Annotated in this window: 14 protein-coding genes; 8 read left to right on the forward strand and 6 right to left on the reverse strand. The window is 75.2% G+C overall.

Going from position 1 to position 24,824, the window contains the following annotated elements; all coding sequences use genetic code 11:
* Nucleotides 1–50 precede the first annotated feature (50 nt).
* From GR130_RS35265 to GR130_RS35285, 5 genes are all read left to right on the forward strand, one after another.
* A complete protein-coding gene (locus GR130_RS35265) occupies nucleotides 51–3,218 on the forward strand; it encodes a putative baseplate assembly protein (RefSeq protein ID WP_236574061.1) in 3,168 nt (1,055 codons plus the stop codon).
* Nucleotides 3,215–7,141: a putative baseplate assembly protein gene (locus GR130_RS35270; protein ID WP_159508466.1), complete on the forward strand. Its 3,927-nt coding sequence runs from the start codon at nucleotides 3,215–3,217 to the stop codon at nucleotides 7,139–7,141. The genes GR130_RS35265 and GR130_RS35270 overlap by 4 nt, the downstream gene beginning before the upstream one ends.
* A complete protein-coding gene (locus tag GR130_RS35275; protein WP_159508467.1) occupies nucleotides 7,134–9,338 on the forward strand; it encodes a hypothetical protein in 2,205 nt (734 codons plus the stop codon). The genes GR130_RS35270 and GR130_RS35275 overlap by 8 nt, the downstream gene beginning before the upstream one ends.
* Before the next feature lie 63 nt (nucleotides 9,339–9,401).
* Nucleotides 9,402–11,045 carry a DUF6519 domain-containing protein gene (locus GR130_RS35280; RefSeq protein ID WP_159508468.1) on the forward strand — a complete coding sequence of 548 codons (1,644 nt, stop codon included), beginning with the start codon at nucleotides 9,402–9,404 and terminating at the stop codon, nucleotides 11,043–11,045.
* The gene (locus GR130_RS35285) at nucleotides 11,045–12,055 is read left to right on the forward strand and encodes a peptidoglycan-binding protein (protein ID WP_159508469.1); all 1,011 of its coding nucleotides are present in this window, start codon (nucleotides 11,045–11,047) and stop codon (nucleotides 12,053–12,055) included. The genes GR130_RS35280 and GR130_RS35285 overlap by 1 nt, the downstream gene beginning before the upstream one ends.
* 194 nt (nucleotides 12,056–12,249) lie before the next feature.
* On the opposite strand, the gene GR130_RS35290 is transcribed toward GR130_RS35285, so the two are convergent.
* The 5 genes from GR130_RS35290 to GR130_RS35310 form a co-directional block, all read right to left on the reverse strand.
* The gene (locus GR130_RS35290) at nucleotides 12,250–13,404 is read right to left on the reverse strand and encodes a hypothetical protein (protein ID WP_159508470.1); all 1,155 of its coding nucleotides are present in this window, start codon (nucleotides 13,402–13,404) and stop codon (nucleotides 12,250–12,252) included.
* Nucleotides 13,405–13,497: 93 nt separating this feature from the next.
* Nucleotides 13,498–14,415, reverse strand: coding sequence for a hypothetical protein (locus GR130_RS35295; RefSeq protein ID WP_159508471.1), 918 nt, complete (start codon nucleotides 14,413–14,415; stop codon nucleotides 13,498–13,500).
* A gap of 134 nt (nucleotides 14,416–14,549) precedes the next feature.
* Nucleotides 14,550–15,812: a VWA domain-containing protein gene (locus GR130_RS35300; RefSeq protein ID WP_159508472.1), complete on the reverse strand. Its 1,263-nt coding sequence runs from the start codon at nucleotides 15,810–15,812 to the stop codon at nucleotides 14,550–14,552.
* Complete coding sequence (locus GR130_RS35305; RefSeq protein ID WP_236573807.1) at nucleotides 15,809–18,442, reverse strand: DUF5682 family protein; 2,634 nt, start codon at nucleotides 18,440–18,442, stop codon at nucleotides 15,809–15,811. Before GR130_RS35305 ends, GR130_RS35300 begins: the two co-directional genes overlap by 4 nt.
* The gene (locus tag GR130_RS35310) at nucleotides 18,439–19,566 is read right to left on the reverse strand and encodes an ATP-binding protein (protein ID WP_201305086.1); all 1,128 of its coding nucleotides are present in this window, start codon (nucleotides 19,564–19,566) and stop codon (nucleotides 18,439–18,441) included. Before GR130_RS35310 ends, GR130_RS35305 begins: the two co-directional genes overlap by 4 nt.
* Before the next feature lie 169 nt (nucleotides 19,567–19,735).
* Here GR130_RS35310 and GR130_RS35315 point away from each other — a divergent pair, with 169 nt between their 5' ends.
* Complete coding sequence (locus GR130_RS35315; RefSeq protein ID WP_159508473.1) at nucleotides 19,736–21,187, forward strand: SWIM zinc finger family protein; 1,452 nt, start codon at nucleotides 19,736–19,738, stop codon at nucleotides 21,185–21,187.
* A 93-nt stretch (nucleotides 21,188–21,280) separates the two neighbouring features.
* A complete protein-coding gene (locus tag GR130_RS35320) occupies nucleotides 21,281–23,011 on the forward strand; it encodes a DUF5691 domain-containing protein (protein ID WP_236573808.1) in 1,731 nt (576 codons plus the stop codon).
* 17 nt (nucleotides 23,012–23,028) lie between these two features.
* Here the strand turns inward: GR130_RS35320 and GR130_RS35325 are convergent, their stop codons facing one another.
* Nucleotides 23,029–23,487, reverse strand: a complete 459-nt coding sequence (locus GR130_RS35325; RefSeq protein WP_159508474.1) for a cobalamin B12-binding domain-containing protein — start codon at nucleotides 23,485–23,487, stop codon at nucleotides 23,029–23,031.
* A gap of 363 nt (nucleotides 23,488–23,850) precedes the next feature.
* Here GR130_RS35325 and GR130_RS35330 point away from each other — a divergent pair, with 363 nt between their 5' ends.
* Nucleotides 23,851–24,681: an esterase/lipase family protein gene (locus GR130_RS35330; RefSeq protein WP_159508475.1), complete on the forward strand. Its 831-nt coding sequence runs from the start codon at nucleotides 23,851–23,853 to the stop codon at nucleotides 24,679–24,681.
* Nucleotides 24,682–24,824: the final 143 nt, after the last annotated feature.

Here is a 24,824-nt window from a genome sequence, read left to right on the forward strand (position 1 = left end):
GAGTGGCCGGCAATTCCGGGGCGTTCTCCGGTGGGTTCTCCGGTGGGTTGGTGTGCGGTGCGGACAGCCGGCGGGGGCGTATCAGGGCGGCCCGGCTGAACGGCGTCGACGAGGTCGAGGTGGCGGACGACGGGGTGACGCTGACGGTCACCTTCCTCGGGAAGGCGCCGCACGGGCTGCGGCCGGAGAACGTCCGGATCGACGGCGGGCGGCGGGTGACGGGGCTCGCGGCCCTGGAGATATCCGTCGAGCGGGAGGAGGATCCAGAGCTGGACGACCGGCTGTTCGTGACGCTGGACCGGACCGGGGACCGTTCCCGCTACCGGCTCTCCCTCGTGGAGACCGACCCGTACGGCCGGCCCGGCACCGAGCCGTACGAGGGCTTCGACCAGCGGTACTTCGGCCAGGAGTTCTTCTTCCGGGCGGACTGCCCGAGCCCCTTCGACTGCGCGGACGAGGACGCCGGCGGCTGCCCGGACACGTTCCGGCCCGCGCCGGTCATCGACTACACGGCACGCGACTACGACACCCTGCGGCAACTGGTGCTGGACCGGCTGCGGTTGACCACGCCCGACTGGGCCGAGCGCAACCCGGCCGACCTCGGGATGACGCTGGTCGAGCTGCTCGCGTACACCGCCGACCAGATCAGCTACCAGCAGGACGCGGTGGCGACCGAGGCGTATCTGGACACCGCCCGGCGGCGGGTCTCGGTCCGGCGGCATGTGCGGCTGATCGACTACCCGATGCACGACGGCTGCAACGCCCGCGCGTTCGTGTCCCTGGAGGTCGTCGAGGAGCTGACGCTGCTCGCCGGCGGGTACCGCTTCGCCGCTGTCGACACCAGGACGTTCGGGCCGCACGACCGGCCGGAGATCGGGACGGTCATCGACGACCGGGACCTGGCCGTGCTGGACGAGCGCGGCGCGGTGGAGGTCTTCGAACCGGTCGCACAGGCGCCGCTGGTGCTGCGGCCCGAGCACAACACCATCCGGCTGTGGACCTGGGGCGGGGAGGTCTGCACCCTGCGCGGCGGCGCCACCGCCGCGACGCTGCGCGACGCGTGGACCGACGACGACCGCACGGAGCGCGCGCTGCGCCTCTCCCCCGGCGATCTGCTGCTCTTCGAGGAGGTGAAGGGGCCGCGTACGGGGACGCCGGGCGATCAGGACCCGGCGCACCGGCAGGCGGTCCGGCTCACCTCCGTCACCCCGGCGATCGACCGGCTCGACGGGCAGCCGGTGCTGGAGGTGACATGGGCGCCGGAGGACGCGCTGGCGTTCCCGCTGTGCCTGTCGACCCGCGGCGGCCGGGACTGCGGCGAGGTCGAGGACGTGAGCGTGGCGCGCGGCAATGTGGTGCTGGTGGACCACGGGCGGTCGCTGGACGGGGCCGGGGACGAGGTCCCCGAGGCGGTGACCGTGCCGCCGGTCCCGGCCGTCCTGGGCTCCTGTGCTCCGCCCGCGTTCGGCTGCTGGGACGGCGGGCACGGCGGAAACGAGGTGGCGCGGCTGGTCGACGACCTGATCGACCGGGCGGAGGGCGGCCGGGCGCTGGTCCCGGACGAGGTGCGGCAGCTGTTCACCGTGGCCGGTGAGGAGGCGGCCGCACGGGCCGGGATCGGCCTGGAGCAGGCCGGGCGGCGCACCGAGAAGGTGGTGCCGGGCACCGCGTACGCGCAGGCCGCGGCGTTGCGGACGCTGCTCGCGCAGTCCCTCTACCCGGGGATCGCGCCGCGGTTCCGGCCGGTGCTGCACCGCTCCCCCGTCGTCCAGGCGGTGCCGTTCCCGCGGCCCGCGTTCCTGGCCGCCGGGCAGGCGGCGCGGCTGGCGGCGATCCCGGAGCGGGTGCGGGAGCGGCTGGTGGAGCTGTGGCGCGACGTGCGGGAGCGGGACCGGCTGACGGACGACGAGGTCGCCGAGCTGACCGTGCTGTTCGGGCTGAAGGTGCTGGAGAGCCTGGAGCTGGTGGTCCATCCGGTGCGTGCGCTGCGGGAGTTGCTGCACCGGAGCCCGCAGCTGCTGGACGGGAAGCTGCGGCGGCTGGCGGTGCTGGCGGCGCGGGCCCGGGCGGGCACGGTGCTGGACGCGCGGACGGCGTGGGAGATCGCGCACACGTGGGGGCCCGGGTACGCGTCCGGGCTGGACCCGGCGGAGCCGGTGCTGCACGGGCCGGCCGCGGCGGTCGTCCAGGACCCGCGGGAGGCGCTGCCGGCGGTGCGGCTGGTGGAGCACGCCCCTGGGGCGGGTGAGTGCGAGGACGGTGCGGCGGTCTGGCTGCCGCGGCGTGATCTGCTCGGCAGCGGGCCGCGCGACCGGCACTTCACCGGTGAGCTGCAGGACGATCGGCGGCTGGCGCTGCGGTTCGGCGACGGGCGGTACGGCGCCCGGCCGGCGCCCGGTGGCCGGCTGACGCTGCACTACCGGCTCGGTGGCGGCACGGCGGGCAATGTGGGCGCCGAGGCGATCAACCACCTCGTGCTCCGGCGCGATCCGCGGGAGTCGGAGTCCGCTGCGCCCCTGCCGGTGGCCGGGGTGCGCAATCCGCTGCCGGCGGTGGGCGGTACGGAGCCGGAGCCGGTCGAGCAGGTGCGGCAGCTGGCGCCGCTCGACCTCAAGCGGACCCGGCTGCGGGCCGTCACGGCGCAGGACTACGCGGAGCTGGCGTCCGGGCTGCCGGGCGTGCAGCGCGCGGCGGCGGAGATCCGCTGGACCGGCGCCGGGCAGGAGGCGCAGATCGCCGTCGACGCGTACGGAACGGAGGAGCCTCCGGCGGCGCTGCTGGACGCCGTGGCGTACGCGCTGGAGGGCTACCGGCGGATCGGGCACGACCTGGTCGTGCAGCCGGCCCGGCTGGTGCCGGTGGACATCGCGCTGGCGGTGTGTGCCGAGCCGGGGCACCAACACGGGCAGATCCTGGCCGAGTTGAGCCGGGTGCTGGGCAACCGTGCGCTGCCCGGCGGACGGCTGGGGTTCTTCCACCCGGACGCGCTGACGTTCGGCGAGCCGGTCCGGCTGAGCCGCCTCACCGCGGTGGCCGCGGCGGTGCCCGGGGTGCGGAGCGTGGCGGTGACCCGGCTGCGCCGGCTCTTCCATGAGGACCAAGGGGAACTGGAGGCGGGTGTGCTGCGGCTCGGACCGCTGGAGATCGCCCGGTGCGACAACGACCCGGACCGGCCCGAGAACGGCCGGCTGGTCATCGAGCTCGGGGGTGGGCGATGACGGAGACGGAGAACGAGACGGCGCGCGGGGGCAGTCGCAGCTGTGGCTGCGACGGCCGCGCGGGCGGGCACGACGAGCGGCGGGCCGATCCCGCGCTCTACAACCCGCCCGGCCGCACGGCCCTCGACTACCGCGTCGGCACGTACGGTTCGTTCCTCGCCGCGATGCTGGACCGGCTGGCGTCGCCGGCCTATCCGGCGCTGCGCGGCCTGACCGTCCGCACCCCCGACGACCCGTCCATCGGGCTGCTGGACTCCTGGGCCGTACTGGGCGATCTGCTGACGTTCCACAGTGAGCGGATCGCCGACGAGGGCTATCTGCGGACGGCGAACGAGCACCGTTCGCTGGCGCTGCTGGGGCGGCTGGTGGGCCACCGGCCGCGGCCCGGGGTCGCCGCCGACACCCATCTCGCGTACACCCTCGACCGCGATCCGCGGGCCGCGGACCTGCCGGTGCTGATCCCGCGCGGGGCGCGCAGCCACAGTGTGCCGGCGGGGTCCGGCGAGGAGTCGCAGACCTTCGAGACCGACGAGGACCTGACGGCCCGCTGGGCGTGGAACGAGCTGGCGATCCGGCACCGGCGGCCCGCCCTGCTCACCCCGGACGACCTCAAGTCCCGGCCGGAGCTGCTGGTCGCGGGCACCACCACCGGGCTCACCGTCGGCGACCGGCTGCTCTTCGACTTCGGGGCGCAGCGGGTGCTGCTGCCGGTGGCGGCGGTGCGGCCGGACCGCACCGAGGACGTGACCGCGCTGACGCTGCCGCAGGCGGCGCCGGCGTCGCTGCCGGAGCTGATCGCGGAGCTGCGGGAGTGGATCACGGAGCCTCCCTCGACGGCAATGGAGCCGGACGATCCGGACTACCCGCCGCCTCCCACCCCGCAGACCCCCAACCCGCGGCCGGTCAGCCGGTTCATCGCCGACTTCGACGCGCAGGTGCTGGCGCCGCTGCGCGCGGACCTGGGCGGGATAGGCACGCCGGACGCGCTGGTGGCGCGGTTGGCCGGGCCGCACGAGCGGCTGGCGGAGGCGCAGGCGGTGGCGGCCGCATACGAGGAGGTCGCCGCGTGGTTCGAGGAGCTCCAGGGCGTCATCGGTGATCTGGCCCGCCGGGCCGCGGAGTTGTCCGGCGAACCGGAACCGGGACCAGAAACGGGACCGGAACCGCAGGCCGCGGCCTGGGGCGCGGACGCGGGTGCCGGTGCGGCTCCGCGGCCGCACGGCGCCACCGGTGCGCCCGCCACACCCGCCGCGCTGACCGCCCTGGCCGCCGTGCTGCCCGCACTGCGGACCCGGGTCGTCCGGCCGCCGTCCGGCGCGCGGGCGGTGGCCCGTGATCCCGAGCGGGTCTTCGACGGCGGCTCGGACCTGGGCGCGCAGCTGCTCGCCGCGCTGGATCCGCGAGTCGCCGACGGCCTCTACCCGGCCTGGCGGCAGGCGGTCCCGCCCCGCACGGCGCCCGAACCGCCGCTGCTGCGCGGCCTGCTGGCCATGCGGGCGACCGCCACGCCGTTCGGCGCCACGGCTCCGCTCAAGCCCGTGCAGGACGAGCACGGGCGGGTCATCAGGACGGCCGACTGGCCGCTGACCGGGGCGTCGCTGACCAGCATGCGGGTGGTCTACGACACCGCGGGCAAGGTCCCGGTGCGGGCGGAGTTCCAGCACATCGAGACCGGGACCTCCGCGCAGCGGGCGGAGAACCTGCCCGGCGACGGCACCTTCGCGCTGGGGCCCGGACAGGTCGAACTGCACACCCGTACGGGGCACGACCACGATCTGAGCTGGCTGGGCCGCCGCCCGTCCGCTTCGCAGGAGCCCGGGGTCACCGCCCGGTTCCTGGCGGGGCTGCCGGAGCGGACGCTGTTCGTGTCCCGGCCCGGCGAGGACGGCAGGATCCACGTCTCCGTGGACAACGGGACACCGCAGTCCTGGGACCTGGGGCCGGGCGAGCACCGGCAGATCACGCACGGCGAGTACGAGGTCAGCGTGCGGGTGGCGGCCGGCGGCGAGCCGCCCGCCGTGGAGATCGCCATCGCGACGGTGCCGAAGCCGGCGGACCGGCGCTCGCTGCCGCTGGACACGGTGTACGACGGGATCACGGTCGGCAGCTGGGTGGCGATCGAGCGGCCCCTCAAGGGCGCGGACGGCCCGGACGGCATCCCCGGTGACAAGAAGCTGGCGTTCGTCACCACCCGCGTCACGGCGGTCCGTACCGCGGTGCACACCCAGTACGGGATCACCGGCCGGGGCACCGTGCTCACCCTCGCCGATCCGTGGCTGGACGAGCACGACGTGGCGCTGTCGGCGATCCGGGACACCACCGTCCACGCCGCCGGGCAGGCGCTCCAGCAGGCGGACGAGCCGCTGGGCGAGGACGTGCACGGCGACCGGCTGGAACTCGCCGAGCTGTACGACGGGTTGCGGCCCGGGCGCTATCTGGTGGTGTCCGGTGAGCGGACCGACATCCCGGGGGTGACGGGGGTGCGGGGCACCGAGCTGGCGGTGATCGCCAAGGTCGAGCAGACCCTGGATCCGCAGCTGCCCGGCGACCGGGTGCACACCACGCTGACCCTCACCGGCGGTCTGACGCACCGCTACCGGCGGGAGTCGGTCCGCATCCAGGGCAATGTCGTACCGGCCACCCACGGCGAGAGCCGCGACGAGGCGATCGGCAGCGGCGACGCCGCGCGGATCAACCAGACCTTCGCACTGTGGCAGTCGCCGCTGACGTGGCTGCCGGCCGCCAACCCCCTGGGCGCCACCCCGCAGTTGGAGATCCGGGTCGACGGGCTGCTGTGGCACGCCGTCGACAGCCTGGCCGGGCGCGGCCCTCGCGAGCGGGTGTACGTCACCGGCACGACGGCTGGGGGCACCTCCCGTTCGAGCGGAGCCGAGAATGGGGGAAGCCGGACGACGGTGACGTTCGGCGACGGTGTGCACGGCGCCCGGCTGCCGACCGGCCACGACAACGTGCGGGCACGCTACCGCTTCGGCACCGGCCGGGCCGCCAACGTAGCGGCCGGCCGGATCACCCAGGCGATCACCCGCCCGCTCGGCGTCACCGGCGTCACCAACCCGCAGCCGGCCACCGGCGGTGCGGACGCGGACGGCCCGGCGCTGACCCGGCGCACCATCCCGCTGGCCGTGTCCGCACTGGACCGGCTGGTGTCGCTCGCCGACTACGAGGACTTCGCCCGCTCCCGGGCGGGCATCGGCCGGGCCGCGGCCCGCGAGGTGTACGACGGGCGGCGGCAGGTGCTGCACGTGACGGTGGCGGGCGTGGACGACATCCCGATCGCGCCCGACGCCGAGGTGCTGCGGGCGCTGCGGTCCTCGCTGGCGGAGTACGGCGACGCCCGGCTGCCGGTGCGGGTGGACGTCCGGGAGCCGGTGCTGCTGCTGCTCGTGGCGCGGGTGAAGGTCGCGCCGGACTACGCCTGGCCGCTGGTCGAGCCCCGGGTCCGGCAGGCCCTGCTGGCACAGCTCGGCTACGACGGGCGGGAGTTGGGGCAGCCGGCGGAGCTGTCGGAGGTGCTGGCCGCCGCCCAGTCCGTTCCCGGCGTGGACTACGTGGAGGTGGACGCCTTCACCGGTGTTCCGGCGTCCGTCACCCCGGCCGAACTCGCCCGCCTCGCCGACCGGTTCACCGGCCCGCCGGCCACTCGCGTACCGTCCCGCCTCGCCACGTACGACGAGCGGATCCACGAAGTGACCGCGGACGGCGAGACACTGACCGCGGTCGCCGCCCGGTACGGCATCTCGCTGGCCGAACTCCTGCGGCTCAACCCCGACATCACCGACACCCGACCGCTGCCCAAGGGCCGCGCGGTCTGCGTCTTCCGCGGCATCCGGCCGGCCCAGCTCGCGCTGTTCTCGCCGCGGGTCGCGGACACGCTAATCCTGACGGAGGTACCCGATGAGTGAGCAGAGCACGGCGCGGGAGCCGGACGGGCTCGCGGAGCTGCTCCCGCAGTGGCTCAGGCTGCGAGACTCCGAAGATCCCGCGCGGGGCGAGCCGCTGCGGGCGCTGCTGGCGGTGATCGCCGAGCAGGTGGACCGGGTCCGCGACGGGGTCGACCAGCAGTACGACGACTGGTTCGTGGAGACCGCCGCCGAGTGGGCACTGCCCTACCTCGGCGACCTGGTGGGCTACCGGCCGCTGCCCGGCTACGAGCGGGTGCTGGCCACCGGGCTGCGGGACGGCGGGCTGCCGGACTCCTCGCGGCGGCGGCTGGCGGAGGCGCTGGCACCGCGCCGCGATGTGGCCGCCACCGTCGGCAACCGGCGGCGCAAGGGCACCCTGGCGCTGCTGGAGGAGCTGTCCGAGGAGGTGGCGGGCTGGCCGGCGCGGGCGGTGGAGCTGTCCCGGCTGGTGGCGCACCAGCAGCCGGTGAAGCTGTACGGGTCGGGCACCGCGGCGGTCAACGCCCGGCGACACTCCCGCGGCCGGCTGGTGGACGTCCGCGACGGCGCCGCACTGGACCTGGCCGACGGACCGTTCGCCGCACTGGCCCGCTCGGCGGACGTACGGCGCGTCAACTCCCCTCGTACACAAGGTGGTTACACCCCGGCCGGGGTCGGGCTGTTCGTCTGGCGGCTGCGTCCGTACGCGGTGACCCGGGCGCCCGCGTACTGCATCGACCGGGCCCGCAACCTCTACACCTTCTCGATCCTCGGCAACGACACCCCCCTGGTGACCCGCCCGGAGCCGGAGCCGTCCGCGACGCACATCGCGACCATCGACAACGTGCCGGCCCTGATCCGCCGCCGGCAGCTGCACGACCGGCTCGCGGACTACTACGGGCCGGGGAAGAGCCTGGTGATCCGGCGGGACGGCGAGGACCACCCGGTCCCGATCGCCGACATCGTCGTCGCCGATCTGAGCGACTGGCGCTACCGGCCCAGGCGCGGACAGGTCGCCGTCGACCCGGAGCTGGGCCGGATGGCCTTCGGCTCGCGGTCCGCGCCGCGCCAGGGCGTCTGGGTGGACTACCACTACGGGTTCGGCGACGACCTGGGCGGCGGGGAGTACCCCCGCGAGCGGAGCGGGGCCAAGGCCGCCCCGCCGGATGCCGCCGTCTACCGGGTCGGCCCCGGCCACGACTTCCACCGGATCATGGACGCCTACGCGGCGTGGCGGCACGACCGGCGGGCCGGGCGGTGCGGCCCCGACGGCATCATCGAGATCACCCACAGCGGCGCCTACCAGGAGCAGCTGGACTTCGACCTGGACCCCGGCGACCGGCTGGAGCTGCGCGCCGCCGAGGGCACCCGGCCGGTCATCCGGCTGCTCGACTGGTACAGCAACCGGCCGGACGCCCTCAACATCCGTGCGCGGGAAGGCGATTGCGCGCCCGGGGAGCGGCCCCGGATGGTGCTGGACGGGCTGCTGGTGACCGGCCGCGGCCTCAACGTCACCGGACCGCTGGGGGCGCTGGTGCTGCGGCACTGCACCCTGGTGCCGGGCTGGTCGCTGGAGCCGCACTGTCATCCGGCCTCCCCCGAGGAGCCGAGCCTCGTACTGGACCGCACCACCGCCTGTGTGGAGATCGACCGGACGATCCTCGGCACGATCGAGGTGATCGGCGACGAGGTGGGCACCGACCCGCTGCCGATCCATCTGCGCGACAGCATCCTGGACGCCACCCGGTCCGACCGCGAGGCGCTGTCCGCGCCGGACTGCCGGCATGCGCACGCGGTGCTGTTCGCGCACCGGACCACGGTCATCGGCGAGGTCCACACGCACGCGGTGCAGCTCGCCGAGAACAGCCTGTTCACCGGGCGGCTGAACGTCGCCCGGCGCGGGGTCGGCTGCCTGCGGTTCAGCTACGTCCCGCCGGGGTCGCGCACCCCGCGCCGGTACCGCTGCCAGCCGGACCTGGCGGGGCCCGGGGGCGCCGAGCGGGTGCGTCCGCAGCTCCGCGCCGAGCGCTACGGGACGCCGTGGTACGGGCAGTTGGCGGCGGGCTGCGCCGAGGAGATCCGGCGGGGCGCGGAGGACGGCGCCGAGCTGGGCGCGTACCACGACCTCTACCAGCCGCAGCGCGAGGACAGCCTGCGGGCCCGGCTCGCGGAGTACACCCCGGCGGGGACCGACGCGGGGATCGTGTTCGTCACATGAGCCGCCCGCCGTTCACCGCCACCGACGACCGTTCGAGCATCCCGTACGAGGGGGACCCCTTCCATGCACGCTGATCTCTCCCGCATCACCTTCCGGCCCGAGCGGCACTACTCCGCGGTGGTGGCGCAGCAGGGCCGCGTCCAGCTGGACGCCGACGCCAACGAGCAGACCATGATCCAGCTGTTCCAGGCCCGCACCCTCGCCACCGATCTGATCGGCCCGCACGGCGGACCGCACGGCGCCACCGGCTTCAAGATCGACCTCCGGGGCGGCAGCCGCGAGCTGGACGACCTGGTCATCGGCGGCGGGCGCTACTACGTCGACGGCATCCTCTGCGACGCCGGCCGCCCGCGGCCCGGCGAGCCGGTCCCGGCCGAGGGCGGCCACAAGGAGGGCGGCCACAAGGAGGGCGAGGAGGCCGCGGACGCCACCGAACCCGCCGCACCGCCCGCCACCTGGACGTACTGGGACCAGCCCGACGGCTTCCGCGACCCGGAGCGCCCCGGCGACCGGCTGCCCTCCCAATTCCCGTACCTGGTCTATCTGAAGGTGTGGGAGCGGATGGTCACCGCGGCCGAGGACCCGGCGCTGCGCGAGGTCGCGCTGGGGGCCGCGATGCCGGACACCGCGGCCCGCGCCAAGGTCGTGTGGCAGGTGCTGCCGCTGCCCGCGTCCGCGCTGGGGCTGGACGGCGACAACCCCCCGATCGACGACATCCGCACCGCGTTCGCCCGCTGGGCCCAGAAGGAGGCATCCCCCGCCTCCCGGATGGCGGCGCGCAGCGAACGCCCCGACCACACGGACGACGACCCCTGCCTGGTCGCCCCGGACGCCCGCTACCGGGGGCCGGAGAACCAGCTCTACCGCGTCGAGGTGCACGACGGCGGCACCGCGAAGGACGCCACCTTCGCCTGGTCCCGGGACAACGGCTCCGTCACCTTCCCGGTCGACGAACTCGACGGTACGTGGGTGGAGTTGGCGTCCCTGGGCAGCGACGACAAGCTGTCGCTGCACGTCGGCGACCTGGTCGAGTTCGTGGACACCGCGTACACCAGCCGGGGCGAGCCGTCACCGCTGCTGCGGGTGGAGGAACTGGACCTGCCGGGGCGCCGGGTGCGGCTGTCGGACGAGCCCGCCCCGGGCGTCGGCCGGCGGCCCGAGCTGCATCCGTTCCTGCGCCGCTGGGACCACCAGGAGGGGAGCCGCAGGACGGTGCGGCGCGGTGAGCGGCCCGGCCGGCTCAAGCACGGCGCGGTGCCGGTCGAGGAAGGCGTCTGGCTGCCACTGGAGGACGGCGTCGAGGTGTACTTCGCAGCCGGCGGCACCTACCGCACCGGCGACTTCTGGCTGATCCCGGCGCGCACCGCCACCGGCGGCGTCGAGTGGCCGGCGGACGCGGCGCGCCGCCCGCTGCTCCGGCCGCCGCTCGGCATCGCCGTCCACTACGCGCCGCTGGCCTGGGTGCACGGCGAACAGGCCGTCCCCGACCTGCGGTTGGCGTTCCGACCGCTGTCGGCGGGCATCCCGGCGGCGGACGACGCGGCACTGACGGCCGAGGCGGAGGCGCGGGCCGAGGAGGCCGGCGCCTCGCCGCTGTCGGCCGGCGGGGGCGGGTCGACGCTCGGGACCCTGGGCGGCCCGGTGCACAGCCGGTCGCAGACCACCGCGGAGGCCGAAGCGGCGGTCGACGAACAGGGGGCGGGCTGATGGCCGTACCGCTGACCGGCAGTCAGCTCCTGGCCGCGCTGCGCGGGGAGGGGTTGACCGTCCACGAGGTCCGCGACTGGCGCCGGCACAACCGCAACACCAAGGGCCCCTGGGGCCCGGTGAACGGCGTGGTCGTCCACCACACCGCCACCGAGGGCACCGACGGCTCGGTCGGCCTCTGCTACGACGGGCGCCCGGACCTGCCGGGGCCGCTCTGCCACGGGGTGATCGACAAGAACGGCGAGGTCCACCTCGTCGGCAACGGCCGCGCCAACCACGCCGGGCTCGGCGACCGCGACGTCCTCCAGGCCGTGATCGACGAGGAGGTACTGCCGAAGGACCGCACCGCGGACACCGACGGCAACCGCCACTTCTACGGCTTCGAGTGCATCAACCTCGGCGACGGCGTGGACCCTTGGCCCGAGGCCCAGTTGCTGGCGATCGAGAAGGCCACGGCGGCGATCTGCCGGGCGCACGGCTGGGGCGAGCGGTCGGTGATCGGCCACAAGGAGTGGCAACCGGGGAAGATCGACCCGCGCGGCATCGTGATGGACGGCCTGCGACAGCGGATCAGGGAACGGCTGGACCGGCCGGCGGAGGGGCCGGTGGCGACCGGCACCCGTTCCGGTTCCACCGCGGGTACCGGTTCCGGTTCCGGTTCCGCCGATGGTGCCGGGGGTGGGGCGCCGGTGTCGCAGGAGTCGCCGGAATCGCCGGAATCGCCGGTGCCTCCGATGCCGCAGCATCCGCCGTACGAGCCGTTCCCCGGTGGGGAGTTCTTCCGGCCGGGGGCGCGCGGACCGGTGATCGAGGCGATGGGCCGGCGGCTGGTCGCCGAGGGCTGCGACCACTACCGGCACAGCGGCCCCGGCCCGGAGTGGAACGAGGCGCACCGCAAGTCGTACGCGTCCTGGCAGCGCAGGCTCGGCTTCCACGGCAAGGACGCGGACGGGGTGCCCGGCCGGGTCACCTGGGACCGGCTCCAGGTCCCGAACTCACGGTCCTCATAGTCACGTTCGGCCCGCCACGCGCACCAGTCCCGTCGGGCGTACGGAAACGCAAAGCCGGGCGGTCCTCCCCCACAGAGGACCGCCCGGCTGTTATGAGGTGCGCCGGAGTGACGTGCCGTCACGCAATATCAATCCGGCGACTTCCGGTACCGGCCACCGCCGCGGCCGCTACCGGGGCTGATGCCCGGAGGGCCTCAGACGCCCTGGACCGGGAGGGCCGGGACGGCGGGCAGCGCCGGGATGTTGGCGGCGTTGGTCAGGTCGGCCAGGTTCGCCGGCACGGCCGGCACGGAACCCATCGGGGCCAGGCTCTTCGCACCGGCGACGGTGGTGGTCGCGGTGCCCTTCGCGTCGGTCACGACCACGACGGTCAGGCTCTGCGCGAACGGCACGGAGTCGGCGCCCAGGCCCTGCGCGAGAGCGGTGGTGTTGCCGGTGACGGCCTGCGCGAACGGCGTGGCGTCAGCCGCGACGCGCTGGGCGAACGGAACGGCCTCGGTGCGCAGGCCCTCGACGAACAGCTGCGCGTGGCCGTCGACGACGGTCACGAACGGGGTCGCCTTGGCGGCCACGTCACCGGCGACCTTGCCGGCGTTGCCGACCTCGCCCTGGGCGACCGGGAGCACCTTGGTGACGGCGCGGCCGGCGACCGGCGGCAGCACGTCGGCCGCGACCTTGTCGACGACCGGACGGGCGGTGGCCAGCGCGCCCTGCGCCTGCTTCGTCAGCTGCTCGGGGCGGACGCCCGCACCGGCGAGACCGGCCAGCAGGTTGTCGACCGAACCCGGGGCCTTGGGCAGCGCGGGGGCGGAGGGCAGCTCCGGGGTCTTGGGCAGCGCGGGGACGCCGGGCAGCGCCGGGACGCCGGGCAGACCGGCGGAGGGCAGGCCCGGGGTCGCGGGCAGCTTCGGCAGCTTGCCGACCTTGCCCAGGTCTGCGCCCTTGCCGGACTTCTTGTCCTTCTTGCCCTTCTTGGCCTTCTTGCCCTGCTCGTCGTCGGCCTTCGTCATGCCGTCGGTGTGCACGCCGGAGAGCCCGGCACCGGCGACGAGCTGCTGCACGCCGTCCACGGCGCCACCGAGCTGCGGCAGCCGGCCGGTGGGCAGACGGTCGGCGGAGACCCCGCCGAGGGCACCGGTCGCCTTGCCGGTCACGCCGGAGACGGTCTTGGTGACGGTGCCGGCGACATCGCTGGTGGGCAGGTGCTGGGTGGCGCCGGTCACCGAGCCGGCGGCGGGCAGGCTCGGGGTGGCGGGCAGCTCGGCCGCGTTGGCGGCGACGGATCCCAGGGCCCACAGACCGGAAGCGGCAGCGGCAACGGCGATGGAACGGCGGATGTTCGAGCGCATGGTGGAGAAGTCCTTCGAATTCAGGAGTGGTGTCGGGCAGACCTGTCCCGCCCCCGCGCGGCAGGTCCAGTTACAGACGCGGAACGGTCTGCCCTAGCCGGGGAATTCGAGGATTTCTTCGGCACGGCGGCGCGTCGGGGCGCCATCAGCCGTGCGGACGCCACCGGGCAGCAGCCGGAAGCGCGGGGAGTCCGCCGGGAAGGCGGCGTACTGGCCCCCGCCACGGGGGCCGTGACCGTCACCCGCGGACTGCGGGGCGGGCGCCACGGGGCCCTGCGGGAGCTGGCCCGGCAGGCCGCGGTGGCCGGTGTCCCGCTGCTGGTGCACGACGGGACGGGACTGTGCGGTGGCGGCCTGGTGTGCGCCGCCCGCGGAATGTGCCGGCCGGATCACCGGCTGCGCGCCGGCGGCCTGGCCGGTGACGACGCTCCCGGCACCGGCCGGCAGCGCGCCGCTCGGCGCCCCGCCGTGACCGGGCGCGGTGCCGTCGCCGGGACGGCCCGGCAGCTCACCGAACGGGAGGTGGACGGGCAGCGCACCGTCGACCACGTCCCCGAGGCCGCCGATGTCCTTGATGGCGCCGACCACTCCGGCCACCGGCTGGGCGACCCGGTCGGCGGCCCGCTCGGCGGGGCGTACGGCATCCGTGGCCGCACCGGCCGCGGTGTCCCTACGCCGGGTGGCCTGGGCCTCGGCCGTCGCCTCCTGCCGCGCCAACGCGGCCTGGGAGGACGGCAGTCCGGAGGAGTGGTACGCCGCCCCGGCCCGGGTGGCGGCCCGGTCCGGGGTGGTGGCTCCGGCCGCCGCCCCGTCCGGAGCCGAGGCTCCGGTGAGGGCCTGCGGGCCCGAGCTGCCGTCGGCCTGCGCCCGGTCGGCGGCGTGTGCGCCGGTGCCGAAGGCGAAGCCGAGAGCGAGGAAGCCGACCAGGAAGAGCCCCGCCATCAGCGCACGCCGCACGACCACGGTGCGCGGCAGGCGCACGGCGGCAGGCATGGCGAACACAGCGGACAAGGAGGGGACCTTCCCATACGGACGGGGACACCCGGGCACAGTGCCTCGGTGTCGCGCGCATCACGGGTGATCGAGCGATGCGCTGATCCTTGCACGACGGACCAGGTGCCGTGCAACTCCCTGCAGCACTCCTGTCACCGTTGCTCCGTCATGTCCGGTATGGGAAGTGGTCTTTTTTCGATTGCCGCCGCCATCACTTCCGGAAACAGATCAGGTGTGCAAGCGAACGCCGGTGCCCCCAGGGCCGCCAGCGCCGCGGCATGCTCCCGGTCGTAGGCGGGCGCCCCCTCGTCGGACAGCGCAAGCAACGTCACGAACCGCACCCCGGACGCCTGCATCGCCGCGACCCGTTTGAGCATCTCGTCCCGGATACCGCCCTCGTAGAGGTCGCTGATCAGAACCACGATGGTGTCCGCGGGGCGCCTGATCCTCGACTGGCAGTAGGCCAGCGCCCGGTTGATGTCCGTACCGCCGCCCAGCTGTGTCCCGAACAGCACCTCCACCGGGTCGTCCAGCTGGTCCGTCAGATCAACCACCGAGGTGTCGAAGACCACCAGCCGGGTGTCGATAGCCCGCATCGACGCCAGCACCGCCCCGAACACCGAGGCGTACACCACCGACGCCGCCATCGACCCGGACTGGTCGACGCAGAGCACCACGTCCTTCTTCACCGACCGCGAGGCTCGGCCGTATCCGACCAGCCGCTCGGGGACGACCGTCCCGTACTCCGGGAGGTAGTTCTTCAGGTTGGCCCGGATCGTCCGGTCCCAGTCGATGTCGCGGTGCCGCGGCCGGCTGATCCGCGCGGAGCGGTCCAGCGCCCCGGTGAGCGTGGCCCGGGTGCGGGTGGCCAGCCGCTTCTCCAGGTCCTCGACGACCCTGCGGACGACGGCCCGCGCGGTCTCCCTGGTCGTCTCCGGCATCACGCTGTTCAACGACAGCAGCGTGCCCACCAGATGGACGTCGGCCTCCACGGCCTCCAGCATCTCCGGCTCCAGCAGCAGCGCGGACAGCCCCAGCCGGTCGATGGCGTCCCGCTGCATCACCCGCACCACCGAGGACGGGAAGTACGTCCGGATGTCGCCGAGCCAGCGCGCCACCCCGGGAGCCGAGGCCCCGAGCCCGGCCGTACGCCGCTCGCCGCCGTCGCCGCCCCGCCCGCCGCCCCGGCCCTGCCCGTAGAGCGACTCCAGCGCCCGGTCCATCGCGGCGTCCCGCCCCCGCGGTTCACATCCCGTGCCGTCCGCCCCCGCGTCCCCGAGCACCAGCCGCCAGCGCCGGAGCCGCTCGGCGGCGGAAGACGGGGGCGCGGGCGGGGGCGCGGGCGCGGGCGTGTCCGACGCCGTGGTCGCTGTGGTCGCTGTGGTCGCTGTGGTCGCTCCGGTGCCTGCGGTCATTTCCCCGCCTCCGTAAGAGTGTCGGCGTTGCGGCCGTTGGTGTCGATGTCGCCGGCCTTTATGGCGTCGGTGTCGGCATTGCCGGCACTGCCGTCGCCGACGTAGCCGCTGCCGTCCCCGTCCAAGTCCCCGCTCCCGCCCCCGTCCCGGTCCGTCCCCAGGAGGAGCCGCAGCGTGGGCAGTACGGCGGCGGCGCGGTCGCGGTCCAGGCCGGGGCCGAAGCCGGGCGCCGCCGCGGCCGTGGAGTCGCCCGCCGGATGCCGGGCGGCGATGGGGGTACCTCCCCATCGAGCAGAGCCGAGAGTGGGGGAGGGGCCGCGGCGGACCAGCTCGCCGAGGGTGCGCCGCGCACCGGCCTCGTACTCCGCGAACGTCCGGCGCAGCAGCGGCAGCACGTCCGTGAACCCGGCTGCCGGCACGCTCGTCAGCCAGCCGTCCACCAGGGCCAGCAGCCGTTCGTCGTGCACCAGCAGCATCCCACCGTCCGCGCCGCCGACGAAGCCCTCGATCCAGCCCGCGGCGTCGGCGGGCGGGGTGCCCGGCGAGAGCGCCGCCGCCATCAGCCGCTCCGCCCCGCCGTCACCCAACCGCCTGTCGTCGAGCAGGAGTCGGGTGGCCCGGCCGCGGATCAGACCCGGTACGGCGTCGCGTTCGCTCACCGTGCGCAACGCGCCGGCCCAGCGCTGCCGCAGCGGCGCCGGGGGCTCGCCGGCCGCCCCGGCCACCTGGCCGAGGAGGCCGACGGACTGCTGGGTGGCGTCGAGATGGCCCCGCATCTCCACCGCGCCGTCCGCGTCCAGCCCGGCGCAGGCCGGCGGCAGCCCGACGAAGATCCGTTCGGCCAGCCCGTGCGCGACCTCGCGGAGCGCCGCGCCATCGGTGCTCCGGACGTCCCCGTACCGCACCGACCGGACGAGCGCGGGCAGCGCCTGGGCGAGATGGCCGACGTCCGCGTCCAGCGCGGCGCGGTCCGCGAGCACCCGCATCACCACCGGCAGCGCGTCGGGGAGCCCGGCGAGCAGACAGCGCTCGGCGAGCGCGGTCACCTCGGCGAGGGCCACCGCCCCCGCGGCGTCCGCCGCCGCCTTGGCGGTGGCCGCCGCGAGCACGGTCGTGCCCCAGATACCGGCCTCGGCGACCCGGACCGTCAACTCCGGCTCCCAGCACAGCCGCCAGGTCTCCCGGAAGGTGCCCTTCCCGGCCCGGGAGCGGACGGGCTCGCCCCAGGGGACGCCGAGCATCCGCAGCCGATGCAGCAGCCGGCTGCGACCCGCGTCGGTGTCCGTGCGCAGATCCAGCTCCAGCTCCCGCGCCACCGCTTCGGGCTTGAGCCGCAACGCCCGCCGGCTGCGGGCGATATCGCGCTGCAACGGGACGGCGGGGGCGTCCTCGGGCACCTCGCCCAGCACCTCGCCGACCACCAGCCGGTCGTGGATCAGCGCGGACGGGGCGTCGGAGCCCCCGCCCATGACGGCCCGGACCGCGTCATCCAGCTCCGCGAGCCCGGCCAGCGGCCGCCCGCGCACCGCGGCCAGCCCTTCGGCGAGCCGCACCGCCTCGATGACATGCGCCGACGACACCGGGTAGTCCTCCTCGCGGAGCAGCCGGGCGACCTTGGTCAGCCAGCGCTCCACGGGGCGGTCGGGAGCGCCGAAGAGATGGCCGTACCAGCCGGGGGAGGCGATTCCGGCGCCGTATCCGCTGCGCCGGGCCAGCCGCCGGTGCGTCCAGGGCACCCAGGTGAGCGCCGTCTTCTCCTTCGGCAGGCCCTTGAGCAGCTGCCGGTCGGCGGCCACGGTGGTGCGCCGGGTCAGCGCGGGCACGTGCCAGGCCCCGCAGACCACGGCGACGCGGTCCCCGAACTCCCGGCGCGCGGCCCGCAGTCGGAGCCGCATATGGGCCTCGCGCACCGGGTCGCGCGGATGCCCACCGTCCCCGTAGGCCGCGCGCAGCGCCGCCATCGCCTCGGCGAGCGCGGCGAACGGAGCCAGCGCATCCGTGCCCGACCCTCCCCCACGCTCGGCTTCTCCCCCACGCTCGGCTCCTCCCCCACACTCGGCTTCGCTCACGCGGGGGGACCCCCATACCCGGGAGGACTCCCATGCGCCGGGGGACCCCCATGCCCCCCGGTGCTCGACGACGTCCTCCCACCAGCGCTCGGGATCGTCGTAGCCGGCCGTCTCGGCGAGCACGGCGAGGGGGTCGACCCGTGCCGCGGGCGCTGCCGCCGCCTCCGGCCCCGCCCCCGACTCCGTTCCCGGCTCTGCCGACGGTTCTGCTTCCGGTTCTGCCGCCATCGCCAGTGAGTGTGCCGCCGGGAGATCGATGAAGCGCACCGGAACGCCGCGCGCCAGCGCCCAGCGCAGCGCCACCCACTCCGGGGAGAACTCGGCCAGCGGCCAGAACGCCGCGCGGCCGGGGTCGTCGACCACGTGGGCGAGCAGGGCCACGGGGGGCCGCATGTCGTCCCGCGCGGCCAGCGGGACCAGGTCGTCCGCCTCCGGTGGGCCCTCGATCAGTACCGCGCCGGGCGCGCACTGCTCCAGGGCGGCCCGCACCGCCCGCGCCGAACCGGGGCCGTGGTGCCGCACCCCGAGCAGCACCGGCCCCGCCGCGCTCCCGCCGGTCATGCGCCCACCTCGCGGCAGGCGCGGTAGAAGTCCTTCCAGCCGTCGCGCTCACGCACCACGGCCTCCAGATACTCCTGCCAGACGACCCGGTCCGCGGCCGGGTCGCGGACGACCGCGCCCAGGATCCCGGCGGCCACGTCCCCGGGGCGCAGCACTCCGTCCCCGAAGTGGGCGGCCAGCGCCAGCCCGTTGGTCACCACCGAGATGGCCTCGGCGGTGGAGAGCGTCCCGGAGGGCGACTTGAGCTTGGTGCGGCCGTCGGCGGTGCTGCCGTCCCGGAGCTCGCGGAAGACGGTGACGACCCGGCGGATCTCGTCCAGCCCCTCGGGCGCGGACGGGAGCCGGAGCGAGCGGCCGATCTGCGCGACCCGCCGGGCGACGATGTCGACCTCCTCGTCGGGTGTGGCGGGCAGTGGCAGCACGACCGTGTTGAAGCGGCGGCGCAGTGCGCTGGAGAGTTCGTTGACACCGCGGTCGCGGTCATTGGCCGTGGCGATCAGGTTGAAGCCGCGGACGGCCTGGACCTCCTGGCCCAACTCCGGTATCGGCAGTGTCTTTTCGGACAGGATGGTGACGAGCGTGTCCTGGACGTCGGCCGGGATGCGGGTCAGTTCCTCGACGCGCGCGGTCATCCCCTGTGCCATGGCGCGCATCACCGGGCTGGGCACCAGCGCCTCGCGGCTGGGGCCGTCGGCGAGCAGTCGGGCGTAGTTCCAGCCGTAGCGGATCGCCTCTTCGGGGGTGCCGGCCGTGCCCTGCACCAGCAGGGTGGAGTCGCCGCTGACGGCCGCCGCCAGATGCTCCGACACCCAGGTCTTGGCCGTCCCCGGCACCCCCAGCAGCAGCAGCGCGCGGTCCGTCGCCAGGGTCGTCACCGCGACCTCGATGGTCCGGCGCGGGCCGACGTACTTCGGCGTGACGACCGTGCCGTCCGCGAGCGTGCCGCCGAGCAGATACGTCGCGACCGCCCACGGCGAGAGCCGCCAGCGCTCCGGGCGCGGCCGGTCGTCGACCGCCGCGAGGGCCGTCAGCTCGTGTGCGAAGGTGTCCTCCGCGTGCGGCCGGAGCGCCTCGCCGGCCATGCTCCGATCGCCGGGCGCCGTCGCTTCGGTGTTCTCGGACATCGTTTCCCCCTCGTCGCGATGCACGGCCGGCACCGCGCGAAAACACCGCCGGCCGCTTGCGGTTCCCAGCCTGCACCAGGCCACTGACAATCCCCCGAAAAACACTGTTGACCTGTGGAAACAGCGAGGTCCTGCGCGATTGTCAGTGCCGCGTCGTAGCGTCGGGGACATGAATCCGCAGGGGGAACGCTGGACGACGGATCAGGTGCTCGCACTGGCACCTGACGAGGCATCACGCACGGCGGGCGGCAGGCTCGCGGCGCCGGGCCCGTGGTCGGAGACGGGCGCGGACGGCGGCGCGGTGTGGGGGGAGTGCAAGGGCAGCGGCGGGAAGCCCTACCGGACGGTCGTGGACGTCAAGGGCCCGGCGTTCCGGTGCAGTTGCCCGAGCCGGAAGTTCCCGTGCAAGCACGCACTGGGACTGCTGCTGCTCTGGGTCGGGGCGGGCGGCGGGGGGCACGGCGGGGGGCCGGGAGCGGTGGCGGCCGGGGAGCCGCCCTCGTGGGCGGCCGAGTGGCTGGCCGCGCGCGGCGAGCGCGCCGGACGCCCGCCGGACGGCGCGGCGCCCGGTGGCGGCGCCCCGTCCCGCGCGCCCGCGGCGCCGAAGGCCGCCGAGCGCCGGACGGAGCCCCGGACGGAGCGCCGGATGCGGCGTATCGCCGCCGGGGCAACGGAACTTGAGCAGCGTCTGGAGGACCTGCTGCACTCCGGCCTGGCCTCGACGGGCCGCACCGGCGGCGCCTCCGCCTCGTCGGGAGCCGGGTCCGGGTCCGGGACCGGCGCGGGCACCTGGGACGAGACCGCCGCCCGGATGGTCGACGCGCAGGCCCCTGGACTGGCCGCGCGGGTGCGTGAGTTGGGCGCGATCAGCGCCGCCGGCGCCGACTGGCCGTCCCGTCTCCTGGAGGAGTGCGCCCTGCTGCACCTCCTCGACCAGGGGTTCCTCGGCATCGAGCGGCTGCCGGCCCCCCTCGCTGCGACCGTCCGCTCCCGCGTCGGACTGACCACGGAGGCCGCCGGCCTGCTGACCGGCCCGGATGCCGCGACGGTCCGGGACCGCTGGCTGGTCCTCGCCCAACAGGACGGCGAGGACGGCGCGTTGATTACCCGACGGATCTTCCTGCGCGGAGAGCGGACCGGCCGGATGGCGCTGCATCTCTCCTTCGGGGGCGGCCACCGCCCCCTGGACCTGGCCCTGCCCCCCGGTCTGCTGCTGGACGCGGACCTCGCGTACTACCCGGCCGCCCGCCCGCTGCGCGCCGCCCTGGGCGAACGGCACGCCCCCGCGGTGCCCGGCCCGGTCCCGCCCGGCTGCGGTATCGACGCCGCCCTGGCCGCGTACGGCGACGCGCTGCGCGACGACCCCTGGCTGGACGCCTGGCCGGTGGTGCTCGCCGACGTCACGCCCATACCGGGCCGGGACGGCGAGGGGTGGCAACTGGCCGACGCCGACGGCGAGTCGGCGCTGCCGCTCGACCCGCGCTGCCTGCGCCGTACGGCCGTCTGGCAGCTGGCGGCGATATCGGGCGGTGCCCCGCTCACGGTCTTCGGCGAATGCGGCCACCGCGGCTTCCTGCCCCTGACGGCGTGGGACCCCGCGCCGGTGCCGCTGACCTCCTGACCCCGGCCCGGCGCCCCCTCCCCGGCCCTCCGGCCGACCGCGTCCAGCAGCGGCGCCCCGCACCCGTGCACCACCCTCACCTGGAGGAAGGGCATGACGACCCCACCGCCCCCCGCGGCTACGACCACCTCGGCAACGACTACTGCGGCTGCGACTACTGCGGCTGCGACCACCACCACCGCTGCCACGCCCCCTGTCCCCCGGCGCCCCTCCGCCTCCGCCGCCCCCTGGTCCGAACTGGTCGGCGCCGCCGTGCTCGGGGCCGAGCGGCGGACGCCGCCGGTACCGGTCCGCCCCGGGCAGAGCGCCGCGGCGGCCCTGCTGGACGCGGCGGCGATCAGCACGGTGCGCCGGCGCGCCGCGCTGCGCCCCACCCCGGCCGGCGAGCGGCCCGCCCCGGCCCCGGCCGACCCGCGGCCACCGCTGCCGCCCGCGGCGCGGCGCAGGCTCGCCCTGCTGCTCGCCGACCGGGGCGGCACCGGCGCCGGGAGCCGCCGCGGTACGGCCCCCGATCTCACCGAACTGCTGCCCCAGTGGCTGGCCGCCGCCGTCGAGCAGGGCTACCGCGCCCCCGAGGCGCTGCTCCCCGCGCTCCTCGACACGGCCAGGGCCCGTACGGACCTGCGGCCCGCCGCGCTCGCCCTGGCGGGCCCGCGCGCCCTGTGGCTGGCGCGGCTCAACGACGCGTGGAAGTTCGCGCTGCGCGGCATCGGCGGCCCGGCCGCACTGCCGGGCGCCGGCGACCCCGAGGCCGTACGGCGCCTCTGGGAGGAGGGCCTGTTCGCCGAACGCGTCGCCCTGCTGACCGCGCTGCGCCGCCGCGACCCGCGGGCGGGCCTGGAGCTGCTCGGCACCACCTGGGCGACCGAGCGCGCCGAGGACCGCCTGATGTTCCTGGACTCCTTGGGCGAGGGCCTGTCGGCGGGCGATGAGCCCTTCCTGGAACAGGCGCTGTCCGACCGCAGCCGCAATGTCCGCGGCACCGCCGCCGAGTTGCTCTCCGCGCTGCCCGGCTCCGCGCTCGCGGCCCGGATGGCGGAGCGCACCCTGCGCTGCGTCGCCGTGGACGGCCGGGCCACCGGCGGGCCCCTGCTCACGATCGAGCCGCCCCGCGCCTGCGACGCCGGGATGCAGCGGGACGGCATCACCCCCAGGCCCCCATCCGGGCGGGGCGAACGCGCCTGGTGGCTGGCCCAGTTGGTGGAGGCGATGCCCCTGGACAGCTGGTCGGGGCACCTCGGGGGCCGCGGTCCGGCGGAGATCGTCGCGCTTCCGGTGGCCGGCGACCGGCGGACCGAGCTGCACGACGCATGGTGCCGCGCCGCGGTGCGCCAGCGGAACGCCGGCTGGGCGCGGGCGCTGCTGGGCGCGCCCGGCACCCCCGCGCAGGCCGCCGCGGAGGTGGCGCCGGGCGGCTCGTCGCGGGATGTGACGAAGCTGCTGACCGTCCTCCCCGGCGACGAACGGGCCCTGTGGGTGGCCGGGTTCATCGCCGGGCACGGCCTCGCGGACGCCTTCCGGATGCTCGGCGTCTGCGCGGTCCCCTGGGCCGAGCCCCTGGGCCGCGCGGTGGTCGACGCACTGGACATCGCCCGTGACGCGGGCAGCTATCCGTGGAGCTTCAGCGGAGTGATGGGGCTGGCGGAGCGCTGCCTGGACCCGGGCGCGGCGGACCGGCTCGACATGCTGACGGCGCTCACGGACGAGCCCGAGGGCGCCTCACCGGGCTCCGGCTGCTACTGGTCCGAGGCGTTCCAGCGCCTGGTCGGCACCCTCCGGCTGCGCGCCACCATGCACGCCGAACTGGCCGGGGCCGGCTCATGACCGCCCCGGCAGAGGGTTCACACGGCCAGCGGGCGCACGTTCGCGTTGACCCACTCCACGATCGAGGCGGTCGTCGCCCCCGGCGTGAAGATCTCCGCGACGCCCTGCGCCTTGAGCGGGGCGATGTCGTCCTCGGGGATGATGCCGCCGCCGAAGACCTTGATGTCCGCCGCGTCGCGCTCCTGGAGGAGGGAGATCACCTTCGCGAAGAGGGTGTTGTGCGCGCCGGAGAGGATGGACAGCCCGATCGCGTCGGCGTCCTCCTGGATGGCGGTGTCGACGATCTGCTCCGGCGTCTGGTGCAGCCCGGTGTAGATCACCTCCATACCGGCGTCCCGCAGCGCCCGCGCGATGACCTTGGCTCCCCGGTCGTGCCCGTCGAGCCCCGGCTTGGCGACAACGACCCGGATCGGCCCGGACCGGCCCGCCGCGCCCTGGCTCCCCGTCTGCGCCCCGTCTTGCCGCGCCACACTCATCACTGCCTCCAAGCCATGCACGGCATCCGCAGGGCGGTGCCGCCGAGCCGACAATCGATCGCGCGACCGCGAACCGGCGGTCACGAGCGTGAACGAACGTTATCTCCAGCATCCCGTACCCAGCCGTTTCGTGACATGCGGCGAGGGGGAAATCACACATGGGACATGTTCGCTACGCGCCGTGTTCCGCGTGTCGCGTCGCCACCAGGGACGGCCGGCGACGGGCACGCGGTCCGGGCGCCCGGGGAGCCGCAGCCGGGCCGTCGCGCGGGCCGCCGCACTGCCGCCGCCGCTGCGCATGGCTTCCCACGAGGGCATACGGGGGTCGTCGCCGCCTTCGGCATGCCGTTCGGGAGGTCGGCCATGGGGGCCCTGCCTGTTCTCACCGCACCGCTTCTCCTCCGCAGCATGCTCGTGGAGCTGGCGATCCTGGCCGGCCATCTCCTGCTCTACCCGACCGGCATCGCCCGGGAAGGGCCCCTCCCCCCGGCGGGGGGACGGTCCGCGCCGGACGCCGCCGCTCCCGACGCCCCCGCCCTCCTCCCCACCGAGGGCCGCGCCCATCCGCCCGTCCTCCTGCTCCACGGTTTCATCGACAACCGCTCGGTCTTCGTGCTGCTGCGGCGCTCCCTCCACCGCCACGGCTGGCGCCATGTCGAGGCGCTCAACTACTCCCCGCTGACCTGCGATCTACGCAAGGCCGCCGAGCTGCTGAGCCGCCATGTGGACGAGGTGTGCGCGCGGACCGGCCACCGGCGGGTGGACATCGTGGGCCACAGCCTCGGCGGCCTGATAGCCCGCTATTACGTGCAGTGCCTCGGCGGCGACACCCGCGTCCGTACGCTGATCACGCTCGGCACACCGCACTCCGGCACCCGTATCGCGCCTCTGATGTCGGCGCATCCCATCGTCCGGCAAATGCGCCCGGATTCCGATGTGATCGCGGAGTTGGCGCGTCCGGCGCCGCATTGCCGAACGCGGTTCGTCGCGTTCTGGAGCGAAGCGGATCAGGTGATGGTGCCGGCGGAGACCGCCAGAATCGATCACCCCGATTTGCGCGCGGACAACGTCCGGGTCGCCGGGGTCGGGCATCTCGCGCTGCCGGTCAACGGCACGGTGGCGGCCGGTATAAGGAATTCCCTGACCTCGGCGGAGACGGCGCAAACGGCCGGCGCGGCCGTTTCGGTGGCCTGACGGCAGGCGCCCTCGGGTGAAGTCCGGCCGGTGTCCGGCGCCTCTTGTCGGCGTTTTGTCGAACGATATTCGAACGACGCGCCAAGAGCACGCAAGAGCGCTGCCGGAAGGCGGCCGCCCGCCCCATCCCGCCGAGCCCGAAA

Source organism: Streptomyces sp. GS7 (genome assembly GCF_009834125.1).
In the GTDB taxonomy this organism is placed as follows: Bacteria; Actinomycetota; Actinomycetes; order Streptomycetales; family Streptomycetaceae; genus Streptomyces.

What these genes read in the sequence shown, in the direction of transcription:
- GR130_RS35310 (WP_201305086.1), bottom strand. Translation starts at nt 19,566, where the DNA reads ATGTCCGAGAACACCGAAGCGACGGCGCCCGGCGATCGGAGCATGGCC.
- GR130_RS35275 (WP_159508467.1), top strand. Translation starts at nt 7,134, where the DNA reads ATGAGTGAGCAGAGCACGGCGCGGGAGCCGGACGGGCTCGCGGAGCTG.
- GR130_RS35280 (WP_159508468.1), top strand. Translation starts at nt 9,402, where the DNA reads ATGCACGCTGATCTCTCCCGCATCACCTTCCGGCCCGAGCGGCACTAC.
- GR130_RS35305 (WP_236573807.1), bottom strand. Translation starts at nt 18,442, where the DNA reads ATGACCGGCGGGAGCGCGGCGGGGCCGGTGCTGCTCGGGGTGCGGCAC.
- GR130_RS35315 (WP_159508473.1), top strand. Translation starts at nt 19,736, where the DNA reads ATGAATCCGCAGGGGGAACGCTGGACGACGGATCAGGTGCTCGCACTG.
- GR130_RS35300 (WP_159508472.1), bottom strand. Translation starts at nt 15,812, where the DNA reads ATGACCGCAGGCACCGGAGCGACCACAGCGACCACAGCGACCACAGCG.
- GR130_RS35290 (WP_159508470.1), bottom strand. Translation starts at nt 13,404, where the DNA reads ATGCGCTCGAACATCCGCCGTTCCATCGCCGTTGCCGCTGCCGCTTCC.
- GR130_RS35325 (WP_159508474.1), bottom strand. Translation starts at nt 23,487, where the DNA reads ATGAGTGTGGCGCGGCAAGACGGGGCGCAGACGGGGAGCCAGGGCGCG.
- GR130_RS35270 (WP_159508466.1), top strand. Translation starts at nt 3,215, where the DNA reads ATGACGGAGACGGAGAACGAGACGGCGCGCGGGGGCAGTCGCAGCTGT.
- GR130_RS35285 (WP_159508469.1), top strand. Translation starts at nt 11,045, where the DNA reads ATGGCCGTACCGCTGACCGGCAGTCAGCTCCTGGCCGCGCTGCGCGGG.
- GR130_RS35320 (WP_236573808.1), top strand. Translation starts at nt 21,281, where the DNA reads ATGACGACCCCACCGCCCCCCGCGGCTACGACCACCTCGGCAACGACT.
- GR130_RS35330 (WP_159508475.1), top strand. Translation starts at nt 23,851, where the DNA reads ATGGGGGCCCTGCCTGTTCTCACCGCACCGCTTCTCCTCCGCAGCATG.